General features: G+C 44.3%; 10 protein-coding genes. 3 read left to right on the top strand and 7 right to left on the bottom strand.

The window, feature by feature from the left end; translation table 11 throughout:
- Positions 1-149: 149 nt before the first annotated feature.
- The 3 genes from ODU41_RS07095 to ODU41_RS07105 form a co-directional block, all read right to left on the bottom strand.
- Positions 150-3,515, bottom strand: a complete 3,366-nt coding sequence (locus ODU41_RS07095) for an FtsX-like permease family protein (RefSeq protein WP_398578824.1) — start codon at positions 3,513-3,515, stop codon at positions 150-152.
- Positions 3,516-3,526: 11 nt separating this feature from the next.
- Entirely contained in the window at positions 3,527-4,228 is a 702-nt protein-coding gene (locus tag ODU41_RS07100) for an ABC transporter ATP-binding protein (RefSeq protein WP_015646609.1), read from the bottom strand.
- A gap of 88 nt (positions 4,229-4,316) precedes the next feature.
- Positions 4,317-4,652 carry a helicase BlpT gene (locus ODU41_RS07105; RefSeq protein ID WP_398578825.1) on the bottom strand — a complete coding sequence of 112 codons (336 nt, stop codon included), beginning with the start codon at positions 4,650-4,652 and terminating at the stop codon, positions 4,317-4,319.
- Between the two features lie 163 nt (positions 4,653-4,815).
- Between ODU41_RS07105 and ODU41_RS07110 the strand changes: the two genes are divergently transcribed.
- Genes ODU41_RS07110 through ODU41_RS07120 form a run of 3 tightly spaced genes read left to right on the top strand, consistent with a single transcriptional unit; the run spans position 4,816 to position 7,790 of the window.
- Positions 4,816-6,033 (top strand): hypothetical protein, encoded by a 1,218-nt coding sequence (locus ODU41_RS07110; protein WP_398578826.1) that lies wholly within the window; start codon positions 4,816-4,818, stop codon positions 6,031-6,033.
- 2 nt (positions 6,034-6,035) lie between these two features.
- Complete coding sequence (locus tag ODU41_RS07115) at positions 6,036-6,896, top strand: ABC transporter ATP-binding protein (protein WP_398578827.1); 861 nt, start codon at positions 6,036-6,038, stop codon at positions 6,894-6,896.
- A 12-nt stretch (positions 6,897-6,908) separates the two neighbouring features.
- Positions 6,909-7,790 (top strand): hypothetical protein, encoded by an 882-nt coding sequence (locus ODU41_RS07120; RefSeq protein WP_398578828.1) that lies wholly within the window; start codon positions 6,909-6,911, stop codon positions 7,788-7,790.
- A 70-nt stretch (positions 7,791-7,860) separates the two neighbouring features.
- On the opposite strand, the gene tpx is transcribed toward ODU41_RS07120, so the two are convergent.
- The 4 genes from tpx to tehB all read right to left on the bottom strand — a co-directional run bounded on the left by tpx (position 7,861) and on the right by tehB (position 14,007).
- A complete protein-coding gene (tpx, locus tag ODU41_RS07125) occupies positions 7,861-8,346 on the bottom strand; it encodes a thiol peroxidase (protein WP_398578829.1) in 486 nt (161 codons plus the stop codon).
- A 183-nt stretch (positions 8,347-8,529) separates the two neighbouring features.
- A complete protein-coding gene (locus ODU41_RS07130) occupies positions 8,530-10,980 on the bottom strand; it encodes a heavy metal translocating P-type ATPase (RefSeq protein WP_398578830.1) in 2,451 nt (816 codons plus the stop codon).
- 120 nt (positions 10,981-11,100) lie between these two features.
- The gene (locus ODU41_RS07135) at positions 11,101-12,954 is read right to left on the bottom strand and encodes a C69 family dipeptidase (RefSeq protein ID WP_398578831.1); all 1,854 of its coding nucleotides are present in this window, start codon (positions 12,952-12,954) and stop codon (positions 11,101-11,103) included.
- 192 nt (positions 12,955-13,146) lie between these two features.
- Positions 13,147-14,007 carry an SAM-dependent methyltransferase TehB gene (gene tehB / locus ODU41_RS07140; protein ID WP_044773431.1) on the bottom strand — a complete coding sequence of 287 codons (861 nt, stop codon included), beginning with the start codon at positions 14,005-14,007 and terminating at the stop codon, positions 13,147-13,149.
- Positions 14,008-14,141 lie beyond the last annotated feature (134 nt).

Raw genomic sequence — 14,141 nt, forward strand, 5'->3', positions numbered from 1 at the left:
GAACTCTGAGTAGTGGTCCTGGGCTTTTTGCCCAGCCTCTTTTGAATCGCAAGACTGTCATTCTCTTTTTAAAATTCCTTCCAAACCAAGACTGTGCCTCGCTCTCCCATTTCAAGGCTCGGGTTAAAACAGTCTATTCCCAGACTGTTTTAATCAACTGACTTCAAGGCCTCCAGCATATCCACCTTTCTCAGATGGTGATTGACATACCAACCAAGAACAGCCAAAATTCCACTAATGGCTAAGATAGGAATGAGATAGACTTCTAGTCCGACAGATAGATTGAAGCGGATACTGTCCGAACCAATCATGGCAAGAAGGAGCTTGTGGAGATAAATACCGCCAACCAGTCCAACCAACATACCAATCAGCGAAAGGGCAATGGTTTCGCGATAGATGTACATGGTCACCTCTCTATTGTGGAAGCCCAGTACCTTGATGGTGGATAATTCACGAATCCGTTCGGACATATTGATAATTGTAAGGTTGTAAAGAATAACCAAGCCAAGCAAGATGGATAGGATGACTAGAATGGTCATGATGGTCTGAAGCGAGCCTGCAATCGTGGTAAGCATGTCTATAAGAGAAGTATTTTGAACCAAACTTCTGACTGCTGGCATCGCTAGGAGTTGACTTGCAAGAGTCTGAATATGCCCCAACTGACTGTCTTTCAACTGAACCAGATAGGCATTGGCAGTCTTCTGCTTGCCGGTCACTTGTTCGTAATAGCTATCTGTCATATAGATAAAATGCCCTGCGTACATATCAGCCACAGCCTCTACCCTGACTGAAACTTCCTTATCTTCCAAGGTCAGTGATAACTTATCACCAACTGAAACTCCGTAGATTTGCGCCAATTTTTCTGTGAGGACAATCCCCCTGTCACTCAGTTTAATAGGCTGACCTGTCGAACTTTCCAGACTGACTTGATTTCCAAAATCCCGACGGTCTGAAATGTAGAGACTAATCGATAGATTCTTTCTCTGACCGTTTTCTTCCACCGTTTGATTGAGCTGTTCAAAAGCCACTGGCAAGGATTGGCGAACCTGATCTGACTGAAGAAAATGTGTTAACTTATCCAACTCTTCCTCAGTAGCTCTGCTATTTTCCACCACCAACATATCATAATGGATCAGCTCCCCAAACTGTCGTTGGACAACTCCTGAAATAGAGGAACGGATACCCAGTCCTCCAAAAAGAAGGGCGACGGTCCCTGCTACTCCAAAGATGGTCATAAGCATACGAAGCTTGTAGCGGAAGATATTCCGGGCTGTCACCTTATGGGTAAAGCTTAGACGAGACCAGATAGCCGGCCATTTTTCGAGCCAAATGCTGGAGCCTGTAACCGGTGGCTTAGGTAAAAGTAGCTGAGCAGGTTTTTCTGTCAGTTCCCGACGAGCCACCAAGTAAGCTGGCAGGACCGAGGAAGCCAGAGACAGGAGCAAGGCTAAACCTGTCCAAAGGGGATAAAAATGAAGTTTAGCTGGTCCTATCACGGTTGTCTGCGTAATAATGTTGGAAATAAGTGGAGACAAGAGGAGATTGCCTGCTATTATGCCGACTATTGTTCCTGCCAGACCTGCCGCCAAACCATAGAGAATGAACTTAGCCATAATCTGTCTATTCGTATAGCCAAGGGCCTTGAAGAGACCTGACTGGGTTCTCTCTTCGTCGACAAAACGGGCCATGGTGGTAAAGGTCACTAGAGCTGCAACAAGGTAGAGAACAACTGGAAAGACATTGCCCACTGCCGCAATAGACCTAGTCGCATTGCTATAGGTAGTATAGCCATCCCCCCCTGGTAGGCTTGTTCGAGTATAGACCTGATAAGGCGCTTTTTCCAGCTTACTTAAGTCCGATTTAGCCTGAGCAATCTCGGTTTGAGCTTGGCTAATTTCTTGATCGGCCGAAGCTTTCTTTTCAGAAAATTGGGATTGAGCTTGACTTAACTCTTTATCAGCCTCCTCCAAACGGAGTTCTTCCTGACGGAGCAGTTGATTTGAAGACTCTAACTGACTCAGTCCCCATTCATAGTCTTCTACTCCTTTATTGTAGGCTGCAATGCCTTGTTCATACTGACTCAAACCTGCTTGATAACGGGCCAAACCTGCCTGATATTCTTGATTCCAAGTTTGGTACTGGGCTAGATTGCTATTGTATTCATTTTGTTTGGTTTGATAGTAATCATAACCTTGTAAATAGGCTTGGTTGGCCTGCTCATATGCAGATTCCATTTGGTCCAATCGGCTTTTCTCAACATCCAAACCTTCCTGTCTAGCCAACAAGTCAGGATAGTCTGAGAGGGTTTGACCTTCTTGCAAGTGATTGGCAATTTCAAGGTCTAACTCTTGCTGAGCTTGAAACCAACTAGCTCGCCCTGTGGAAATTTGAGATGCGGTCTGACTCAGTTGGGCATTTTGGGAATCCAATTCTTGTTTGGCCTTTTCTAACTGCTGGGCTGACGTTTCTAATTCCATCTGATAGCCGTCTAGAAACGAAGCAGTCTGATCTAGTTGAGCCTTACGCCCGTCCAATTCCTTTTTACTTTCTTCCAATTCAAACTTATTTTTTAATAGTTGGGCTTGGGTAGCTCGTAATTCAGCTTCCGTTTGGACAACCTTAGCCCTACCACGCGCAAACTCTCTACGACCTGTCGCTAATTGCTCCTCCCCTGTTTCCAGTTCTGACTCTGCCTGTTCAAGCTGGGATTGAGCCTGAGCAATCTCCTCTTCCCCTTTTGAAATATCTGTCTGTCCATCTGACTGAATAGTTGCCAATCGTTGTTCATCATTGTTAGCCAATAACTTTTCTAAGTCTTCTTGGTGCTGGTCCAACCTGTCTTGATAGGCCTGACTGTAATATGGTAAATCAACCAAATCATCATAGCGAATACGGGCAATAGTGTAAACTTCTGATTTGAAGGTATCCTGACTAACAAGGCCATAGCCACCTAACTGTCCATCACCACTTGCAGCCATGCCCATGGTTTCATTGTCCCAAATTTCTGCTGATGCGACAAAGCCCACAAGAGTAAAACTTGTCTGTGTCAAGATTTTTCCATCCTTATCAGACTCCGTCACTTGAACAGTATCGTCCAATTTGTAACGATTTTTGAAAGAAGCTGATAGGGCTATTTGCCCCTTTTGGCTGGGTATTTCCCCTTCTACTAGCTTATAGGTCGATAGGGTCTTGGGAGCTGAAAACAGCCGAATTGCAGTCTGTCCTTCATTAGTAACCACATCTTTAAAGTAGCCCGCTTCAAGAGTAGCACCTTCTATCGTTTCTAATTCGTCAAGGTCAGCTTGACTAAGTCCCAGACCTGAAATGACTGCCAAATCCATCGTTCGATGACTGACGATATAGGCTTGGGCCGTCTTTTCCATATTGGGAGCTGTTACTTTCAGACCTGTCAAAGCTAGAGCTCCTAGCATCATCAGGCTAAATATGGACAAAAAACGCCCCTTGGAAGAAAGCAGAGATTGTCTCATATCCTTCCAGTAGATTTTCTTTTTCATAGTTTCACCCACTAATATTCTAGGCTTGCAATATCCTGTGGTTCTGCGTGTAACTCAACGGAGTGCACACGGGCGTCCCGCATCCGAATGACCCTGTCTGCAATAGGGGCTAGGGAACTATTATGGGTCACGATAATCACCGTCGCCCCCTGCTTGCGGGACATATCTTGTAGGATTTGCAAGACCTGCTTACCTGTTTGGTAGTCCAGAGCGCCAGTTGGTTCATCGCAAAGCAAAATTTTAGGCTTTTTGGCAACAGCACGGGCAATGGCCACCCGTTGCTGCTCACCACCTGAGAGCTGAGCAGGGAAATTATTGATTCGGTGACCGAGTCCGACCTGTTCCAAGACTTCCTCGGCATCCAAGGCATCCTTGACGATTTCTGCTGCCAGTTCCACATTTTCCTTGGCGGTCAGATTGGCAACCAAGTTATAAAATTGAAAGACAAAACCTACATCATCTCTACGATAATTGGTCAGTTCATGACTTGAAAGCTTGGCGATATCCACACCGTCAATCCAAACCTCCCCCTCATCGTTGCTATCCATGCCACCTAAGATATTGAGCAGAGTGGATTTGCCCGCACCAGATGAACCCAGAATGATGACCAACTCTCCCTGCTCAATCTCAAAGGACACGCTGTCATTGGCCACAATGGTCGCATCCCCCATTTGGTAGTATTTCGACGAATTCTTTACTTGGATGTAGGACATGGTACACCTCGCTTCTTCTCTTCCTAACAACTGTATTCTTACTACTTATTATAGCACAAAAGAGGGTTTTCACCCTCTCCTTCATCTTTTACACTTGGGCAATAGCAGAGCCGCCATAGAGTTTGAGTTCTTCTCTGATCGTTTGGTAATAATATCGGTCAAATGCCCGCCAAGCCTGCCTGCTGGTTTCACTCAATCGTAGGTCGCCTAGTCCAACCAAAAAACTGGTCGAACGGTAGAATTTCTCAATCGCAATCAGTTCTGTATTGGTGACCGACTTGGCCTCCGTCAAAATGCGAGTCGTCTCTGTCAAATTATGTTGCAATCGCTGTTCATCAGCTGTCCCTACTTTATCTGTTTGAAAGGCCTGATTCAAGTCTTGAATGAGGGCCAAAACGTCTTGAATAATCTGTGTCTTTTCCATAAAAGACCCTCCTTTGAATTATTGAATTTAGTATATCAAATTAGACAAAAATATTCCAGTCTTTTGTAGAATCCCTTTATTTATATTTATGTTTATATTATAATTATAGAAAATGACACATTTATACATCTATCCGTTCGCCATTTCTCCCCTGGAGGTATCTATGTTTCAAATTGAAGGAAAGCTATTTTTCCGTATCAAGAAAAACTTGGTCGCTATCTTGGTCATGCTGATGACGATTCTAGCTAGTTCCCTTCTAGCAGGCTACCAAAATCGCCAGGCCAAATTAAAGGTCATCCAACACTATGAACAGTCTATCCAAAATTTTGAAAATATCATACAAGATTTAGAAACACAGTATCTGAATCAAACTCTCAGCGAAGAAGATTATCAGGCTGAACAAACATTTTTTACAGACTATATTGCCAACTACCAGAAGGAGATTGAGGCGGTCAAGAAGGAGGACTGGACTTATTTTTATGAGAAAAATATCCAGAACTACCAGAGGGACGGACACTACATCAGCTTTGCCTATCAAAGCTATGAATTTACCCCTCAAACCATCGAAAATACCTTCTTGATTTCCAAGTATCTGCTAGAAAAAGGGATACCCTCAGCCTTTCCAACTGAGCTTTACCTAACGGCCTTTGAGAATCCCCAAACACCAACAGACAGAGAAATCGTCAAGAGCCTGGGCCAACAAGCCTTAAAAGGAACCAGTCATGAAATCTGGCAGGGTCAAAAACAGCTGGGCCTTGTCATCACCCTTCCTCTCTTTCTCTTAACTTTCACCAATTTTTTCATTAAGGACCAGCAGGGAACCAGCCGGCAGATTCGACTTTTGCAAACTCTAGGTCTGAGTAGGATTCGGATTACGCGAAACAAGTATCTAGCCTTTCTGGTACTATATACTGCTCTTTTTCTCACCTTCTATCTTAGCCAGTTTCTCATCGCTTTTTTGCTAAATGGAAATAGTAGCTGGACCTATCCCGTCACCACCTATATCAGTAAGGGAATTGATTTCAGCCTGATCCAAACAGCTATCAAACCTATTTACCAAGTCATCTTGCTGGCCTGTGGCATGCACTATCTCTACCTTCTATTTTTGCTTGGAGTAGCACAGACCTTGGCTAGAGTCTTAAAAAATGGGCTGGCTGGACTGGTTGTCACACTAGGACTTGTCATCTCTGCCAACTTCTATCCCCATATCTTCAATCCATTTAGCCTATGGAACGCAGGCAATCTGGCGGACGGAAGTGCTATCATCTACCATCAATTTACAGGATACAGCATTCCAAAAGTCTTTACGGTCCTTCTCATCAGTAACCTGCTCATCTATTGCCTACAATTCTATCTCCTGACAAGAAAAAGTGAGGTCTAACCATGCGATTATCCATACACAATTTGTGCAAATCCTACGGGAAAAAGAAAATATTAGACCAGCTAAACCTAGAACTGGTAGAGCCTGGGATCTGGGCCTTGATTGGGCCAAACGGTTCTGGAAAGACTACCCTCCTAGACTGCATAGCCAACCTGCAAACCTTTGATTCGGGAGAGATTTCAATAAATGGCAAAAAGCACGATAATCCAAATGTCTACCAAACCTTTGCCTACCTGCAGGACAACCGTGTCCTCTACCCTGAATTGACTGGGCTGGAGCATTTGCGATTGGTCCAAACTATCCAAGGTTTACCCAAAGAGCGGATTGAGGAAGTCATCCAAGAAATCGGTATCCGTGATTATGTGAATATCCCTGTCAAAAATTATTCCCTGGGAATGAAACAACATCTCCTGCTGGCTATCGGTATTATGAACAAGCCTCAGGTCATGCTTTTGGATGAACCCTTAAACGGCTTGGACCCGACCAGCTACATCCAGACCAGAAAACTGCTCCAGAAACTAGCCAAAAATGGTTCAACCATTATCGTATCTTCCCACCAATTAAACGAGGTGGACCAGCTAACCGACCAGCTGCTATTTCTCAAACAGGGAAAAATCATCGAGCGAAAACTGGAACAGGTTGGGCGACAGTACACCATTCAAACCAGCGACAACCAGACAGTTTATCAGAAACTTGGGCAAGTGAAGGGACTGACTTTGGCCAATGATAGCATTCAGCTAGACACCAGTGTTCACAGTCTGCATTTCTATCTAGACCAGCTCATGTCTTGTCAGTTAGAAATTTTGGATATTAGCATTCAGGAGCACCAGTCCGAAGAAATCTATAAAGAACTATTTGAATAGAAAGGCTTGACCATGAATCTACTGTCCCTTTTCATTCTACGACTGAAACGCAATGCTATTTTTCTAGCCCTCATGACTGCTGTGGCTCTTATCCCACTTGCTCTGTCCTATCGGAATGTTCTAGAGGCCGAAAACCTACGATTTGAGGATCGAACCCGTATCATACAAGTCAAAAAAGAAGCTGAAATTGTCTTGTATGCTGACGATAAGGAAGCCCAAGCCTTAGACCAGGAAAGCATGGATTATTATAAAAAACTCTTGGAACTGGCGACCACCTACTTAGAAAAGGAACATATCCAAGGCAAAAGTCAGGAGGTCTTGGAAACTGAGTTAGAACTCTACCAGACCTTGCAAAACTGGGAGGCAAAGGGAAATAGAATCAATCATTTTACGAGCAGCGAACTGGCAGAACGTATCACAGTCTATAAAAAAGTTCTAGAGCAAACTCTTACCTTTCACTATCCTACTGCTCCCAAGGATTTTTATCTGACCTTGTTACAATTTCTTCCAGTTAGTAACTATATGATTCCTCTCATCATCTGCTGTCTCTTAGTCTGGCTTCTGATAACTGACCTTTCCAAACATCGTGGTCTCCTCTTTATCAACGGACTCTCCCCTGGTCAATATGCCACTAGCCTGACCTTACTTGCTCTTCTCCTCCAAGTTGCTATCTATGCCCTCATCCTATTCATGCTACTTCTATTGGTACATCAGTTCCAATTTACCTTCCAAGAAAAATATCCCATTCTGATTGGTGTAAATCCTCAGTCTACCATAACAGTAGGGAAGCAGTTGCAGAAACTCTTGCTGGAAATGGCTGGTGTGACAGTTTTCTATCTGGCTGTTATCCGATTAGCAACTGCTAAACTCCTACAGAGATATAAGCGAAAATAAGCCACACCGAGCAAGGTGGCTTTTTGCTATCAAAAAACGATGCCTGCTCAGACACCGTTATATATTTTTTTTATTTAACAGCCTCTAAAGCCGCTTCATAATCTGGATGTTCGTTGACATTGTCTAGGTATTGCACGTAGGTGATTTCATTGTCGGCATTAAGGACAAAGACCGCTCGCGCCAGCAAATTCCACTCTCGCATGAGCACACCGTAGGATTTACCAAAGGCATGGTCGTAGTAATCAGACAGGGTGATGGCATCTTCCAAACCTGCAGCCCCGCACCAGCGTTTTTGGGCAAAGGGGAGGTCTGCTGAAACAGTCACAACAACTGTATTATCACGGTCAGCCAGTTCCTGATTGAAACGACGGGTCTGCGTATCGCAAATCCCTGTGTCAATAGAAGGCACCACACTGATGACCTTAGTCTGCTTGCCAAAGTCTTTCAAGCTTTTCAAGCTCAAGTCATTTGCCATGAGGACAAAATCAGGAGCCACATCTCCCACCTGCAATCGTGGACCTACCAAGGTCACCGGTTTTCCAATAAAGGTTGTCATAAACATCTCCCTTGCATTTATTACTCAATGAAAATCAAAAGTAGTCTAGGAAACGAAGCCGAAGATAGAACTGGAGTTCATCAAGGCGAGTTGACAACGGATAATTTTGATTTTCGAAGAGTAGAATATATTTATTGTAAGCGTTTATAAACAAAAATACCAGTTTTTTGACTGGTATTTTCACTATAGTTTGTAGGTTTTTAATCGCAGAGCGTTCAAGACGACTGACACTGAGCTGAGGGCCATGGCTGCACCTGCAAACATAGGATTGAGCAGAGGTCCACCAAATACATGTAACAGCCCCATGGCGATTGGAATACCAATTACATTATAGGCAAAGGCCCAGAAGAGATTTTGTTTGATGGTCCGCATGGTTGCCTGGCTGAGTTTAACAGCCTTGACCACATCCAAAATGTCACTATGCATGAGAACAATGTCGGCAGACTCAATGGCAATATCAGTCCCAGAACCAATGGCCAGACCCACATGGGCTTGTGCTAGAGCTGGGGCATCGTTGATGCCATCCCCCACCATGGCAACTGTCTTGCCCTGTTCTTGTAAGAACTTGACTTGTTTGGCCTTGTCATCTGGCATGACCTGACTGACCACCTGATCAATACCGACTTCCTTGGCAATGGCCTGGGCAGTTTTTTCATTATCTCCTGTCAGCATGACAACTTCTAGTCCCATGGTTTGCAGAGCCTGAACAGCCTGACGGCTGGTCTCTTTTACTTTATCAGCAATGGCAATGACTGCTAGTAATTCTTGCTGGCTGGCTAGGAAAACAGGCGTCTTAGCTTGATGGGCAAATGTTTCCGCAACTGCACGTCCTTTGGAAACATCAATTCCCTGTTCCCACATCAACCGTTCATTTCCCAGATAGATGGTCTGCTCTGCTATTGCCACCGAAAGACCACGACCAGAAAGTGCCTGAAAATCTGTGGCGGGCAAGAGATCAATCTTTTCTGTCTGAGCTGCTTGCAGGAGAGCCTGAGCCAAGGGATGCTCGGAAAATTGCTCGCTACTTGCTGCCAGTTGGAGGACCTGCTCACGATTTTTAGTAGACAAAAGGTGGATGTCTGTCACTTGTGGCTTGCCCTCAGTAATGGTCCCAGTCTTGTCGAAGACAATGGTGTTCACACCTTGTAGGGTTTCAATAGCTTGACCAGACTTGAACAGTAGACCATTTTCCGCCCCTTTTCCAGTCCCAACCATGATAGCCGTAGGGGTTGCTAAGCCCAGAGCACAAGGGCAGGCGATGACCAAGACGGCGATGATGATGCTTAATGAAAAAATCCATGATTCTTGACCCAAGAAGTACCAGGCCAGACCGGACAAGAGAGCCAAGCCCATGACGACTGGTACAAATATGGCAGATACTTGGTCAGCCAATTTGGCAATTGGAGCCTTAGAACCCTGTGCTTCTTCTACCAAGCGAATAATCTGGGCCAGAGTCGTATCACGACCAACCTTGGTAGCCTGCATGGTAATGGCGCCTTGCTGGTTAAGGGTACCGCCAAAAACATTATCGCCAAGAGCTTTCTTCACTGGTAGGCTCTCACCCGTCAGCATAGACTCATCCACACGTGTCTGGCCTTCGAGAACCTGACCATCAACAGGAATCTGCTGACCTGGACGAACAATGACCTGGTCACCGACCACCACTTCTTCAATCGGCACTTGTATTTCCTGGCCATTTCGCAAGACCTGGGCCGTCTTGGGAGCCAGATCCATCAATTTCTTAATGGCCTCAGAAGTCTGACCTTTGGCTCTAGCTTCAAAATATTTTCCTAGGGTAATCAAGGTCAATATAACGGCAGCTGATTCAAAATACAGTTCTGGATGGTGACCGTGCATGGCCACTTCTTTCCCCATCAAAAGAAACGCAATCATCAAAAGACCTTGAACCAAGGCTGCCCCTGTCCCAACAGCAATCAAGGAATCCATATTGGGATGGCCTTGCAAGAGAGTTTTAAAGCCTTTTTGGAAAAAACTGCGTCCGATATAGAGGACAGGGATGAGCAAGATGACTTGACTGATCGCATAGACTAGCGGTTGGTGGAGCAGAGCTGGTAATGGAAGCCCTCCCCAAGGCAACATCGGCCCCATAGCAATATAGAGCAGTGGAAGAGTAAATGCTGCTGACCAGACAAATCGATGCCACAGCTTTTCTTCCTTGCTCGGTCCCTTGTCCGCAGCCTCTTCTACTTCTTCTGGTCGAATCAGCTGATAACCTGCTTGCTCAACTGCCCTTTCAAGACTAGCTGGATTTTGCCTATCACGGCTATAACGGATAGTCGCCTTTTCTGTTGCTAGATTGACAGTGACCTCTTCTACACCCTCTAGTTTGCCCAGAGCTTTTTCAACCGTCATGGCACAGGAAGCACAGGTCATGCCTGAAATATCATAAGACTCGGTCACCAAATTATCGACTAACTGATAACCCGCCTTTTCAACTGCCTGACGAATATCCTCTAGTCCCAAAAGCTTTTCATCATAGCTAACACTCAATTTTTCAGTCGCTAGGTTGACACTAGCTTCTTCCATTCCTGCTAATTTACCAACCGCTTTCTCAACCGTCATAGCACAGGAAGCGCAGGTCATACCTTGAATGGGATAGCTTGCTTGTTTCATAGGTTACTCCTTTTCCGACTACATCTGTAAACAAATTATACAACATACGACTACATTTGTAAACAAAGTTGTTTCAAAAAAGTAGATTGAAATCAGTCCAACCTACTTTTACATATTCATTTATTCTTTACTGGATTTTTTCCGATGAAGAAAAATTGCTGTTAAAATTCCTGCAACACCTAGCGCCACCAACAAGAGGCTGACTTGCTCACCTGTACTAGGAAGACTTGATTTACCTTTTTTATTGGTAGGTGTTACTTTCTTATCAGAAGACACTACTGTTCCAGTATCCGTAGCTCCTCCTGTGTCAGAAGCACTTGTAGACTGACTTGTACTGCTTGAAGCACTGGTTGGAGTACTGGTTGAGTTTTCGGTACTACTTGATGATGGTTCGGTACTAGTGGATGGTTCAGTACTACTTGATGAGTCGGTGCTGCTGGATGACGGAGTTGTTGTTGCTTCAATTTTTGCCATCATTTCAGCTTCAACAGCTTTTAGTTGGGCAAAAATCTCTGCTGAACGAGCCAAGGTTTCCTCGGTTACAGTTGGAGCCAGGGCTACAGCTGCATCTTCTGAAAGTCCAGCATATTGAGCATCAAGAGCGGCCTGTGCAGCAATCCATTCACTTTCAAGAGCAATCCATTTTTCTTGAATCGATGTACCAAATAACTCTGGGTGTGAGATGGCCATCTTATCAATATTTTGTACCGTCCAGTACCATGAATTCGTGTCATAAGAAGCTGAGCGATTTTTAAAGGCTTCATAAGTATCAGTCACAATACCATAAAATGGAACATACGGTGTATTCCTTGTCTGAGCCAAGCCCAACCAGACTGTGCCACCGAAAGCTGATGGTAAGCTGCTATTGATCTGATAAACATGGGCATCGATGACGTTTTCATTACCAAGAGCGTATTTATAAGTTGCATCTGCCGCTTGGTCATTCGCACCATTATCCCCTTGTTTTACCTTGCCTGCTTCATCGTCTGGACGAAATTCTGGAAGATGTTCAAAACGGTTACGTTGTAAGGCAAAGGTATCTTGTAAACTAAAGCGACGACTTGGATCTGTTGGCTGACGTAGCAAATCATACACAGCATCTTCATAGGTTACAGGCGATGCTGGATCCATCAATTTAATACCTGCATACACACGGGAACGGTCTGCTTCAGCATAAGTTGCAGGACCGTATGATTTAGCGATATGGAACTGCCCATCGACTATCACATAATTATCCGCTTGTTTGGCTACTTCTTCAACCTTTGCAGAAGCAATCACATTTTCTGTATCGGTAAAATCAACATGACCTAGATAGTAAGTATTTGCAAAAATTGCATACTTATCTTCAGGGAACTTGATGGCTACGTATTGGTGTCCTGACAAGATTTCCATATACCAAACTTCATTTTTGTCAGCAATAATAACAATATTCCCTTCTGCTGAGCCTTTTTCATCGATTGTCTTTGCAATCAGCTCAACACCTTCACGCGCACTAGTGACCCTAGGAAGAACATAATCAATCAAAATTGGTTCTCCCAGCCCTCCAGCTTCAACTAGAGGATCAACTGCCAAGACTTTAGCATTTGGAATAGCTGTTACAGTAGCAGTCATGGATACGCCTTTTTCATTAAAACCGTGCGCCCCATAATTACCATTTGAACCATCCCCACGCGCCGCATCAGGCGTAGAGGTGTACTTGAACTCATTTGCCAAGTGTGGTGCTGTAAAACCAAATGTTTCATCCACCAACATATCTCCCTCAGCATAGGTTGCTGCTGGAACCACAATATAATTTTTATTGTGCGCTCCATTATCTGGTGGATAGGGATAATCTTCCGTTCTACCATAAAGGATAGAACCATCCGTTGTCAACCCTTTCCCAATGATAAAGCCTGAACAGGCTTGAACAAGTTGAGCAGGGAATAGGCAAACCAACATTAGAAATGTGGCTATACGAACAAAAGTCTTTTTCATAGACTTCTCCTTTCCTGATACTCTGTGAAAATCAGAAGTAGGCTCCTTCCAAAGATAGGAATCCAGAGACTATTTTACACAAGTCTCCGACCCAAACAGAAGGTGATTTTCGTTGAGTATAATATGATTTACCCATTTGCACCTACATTGTAACGCAAAAACACTTGCCTTGCAAGTGCTTTCAGATATATTTTACACATTTTTTCTAGCTAACATGGTCGCAAACCGCATCTTAAGGAAATTGCCATTTTCATCCCGCTTATGGAGTTGACCAAAATCTTCATTGTACTTGACCAGTTCCCAGTCACGGTAGTATTCCTTCAACTCACCTGCTCCAAAAGTAAAGGAGAAATTCATAGGACAGGGTGCATCTTCCGTATCCATAGCCGCCACAATCAAGTTATAGCCACCAGGTCGTGTTTGCTCCTGCATATTGCGGATAATGGCTGGCACCCGATCCCGCTCCAAGAACATAAAGACCACTGTTGAGATAATCCAGTCGTAGTCCTGCTCCAGACTGGCTGAATTGATGTCATAGGTCCCAGCCTGCAAGTCCAAGTCCTCCACTTCCTTGACCTGCAAGAGTGTCCGAATACTTGGCACATCCTTATCAACCGCCGTCACCTCAAATCCCTGCTGGGCCAAATAAAGACTGTTCCTGCCATGACCACAGCCCAAGTCCAAGACCTTACAAGGCTCAATTCTCTTCAAAGCCTCTAAGACTTCCGAATGCGTCCGAGTATAGTCATACTTTTTGGCAAAATAATCTTCTGGTTGACAGAAAAATTCCAAAAAAAACTCCGTATCCTCTGTCAACAGGGTCACCCGATGCCAAGCCTGCGGCTCCACAAAAGGAACATCATCTGTCGGACCATAGACATATTCGCCCAAAATCTCATTATCATCCGAAATCGGCTCAAATTTGAGCTGGCCTCTCAAGACCTTGATTTTGGCCCAAGTACCCACCTTGGTATTGTGCTTGGTCAAAAAATGCTGAGGAACCGTATCCTGATTCCAAATAGGCATGCGTTTGTAAGGAACTAAAACCGTCATTATCTCTCCTTTTCTTTCCAATACACTTAGTCTATCACAAAGGAAATATGAATTCAAACCCATTTTTTCCTTGACTTGGAGTTGACTCCAAGGTGTATAATATTCCATATCAATCAGAAAGGATATTTACTGAC

It is taken from the genome of Streptococcus sp. 2022WUSS083 (assembly GCF_044427155.1).
GTDB classification, from domain to species: domain Bacteria; phylum Bacillota; class Bacilli; order Lactobacillales; family Streptococcaceae; genus Streptococcus; species Streptococcus hashimotonensis.

Excerpts from the sequence above, each read along its gene's own strand:
- ODU41_RS07120 (WP_398578828.1), top strand. The coding sequence starts at position 6,909 with ATGAATCTACTGTCCCTTTTCATTCTACGACTGAAACGCAATGCTATT.
- ODU41_RS07135 (WP_398578831.1), bottom strand. The coding sequence starts at position 12,954 with ATGAAAAAGACTTTTGTTCGTATAGCCACATTTCTAATGTTGGTTTGC.
- ODU41_RS07105 (WP_398578825.1), bottom strand. The coding sequence starts at position 4,652 with ATGGAAAAGACACAGATTATTCAAGACGTTTTGGCCCTCATTCAAGAC.
- ODU41_RS07095 (WP_398578824.1), bottom strand. The coding sequence starts at position 3,515 with ATGAAAAAGAAAATCTACTGGAAGGATATGAGACAATCTCTGCTTTCT.
- ODU41_RS07110 (WP_398578826.1), top strand. The coding sequence starts at position 4,816 with ATGTTTCAAATTGAAGGAAAGCTATTTTTCCGTATCAAGAAAAACTTG.
- ODU41_RS07115 (WP_398578827.1), top strand. The coding sequence starts at position 6,036 with ATGCGATTATCCATACACAATTTGTGCAAATCCTACGGGAAAAAGAAA.
- ODU41_RS07100 (WP_015646609.1), bottom strand. The coding sequence starts at position 4,228 with ATGTCCTACATCCAAGTAAAGAATTCGTCGAAATACTACCAAATGGGG.
- ODU41_RS07130 (WP_398578830.1), bottom strand. The coding sequence starts at position 10,980 with ATGAAACAAGCAAGCTATCCCATTCAAGGTATGACCTGCGCTTCCTGT.
- tehB (WP_044773431.1), bottom strand. The coding sequence starts at position 14,007 with ATGACGGTTTTAGTTCCTTACAAACGCATGCCTATTTGGAATCAGGAT.
- tpx (WP_398578829.1), bottom strand. The coding sequence starts at position 8,346 with ATGACAACCTTTATTGGAAAACCGGTGACCTTGGTAGGTCCACGATTG.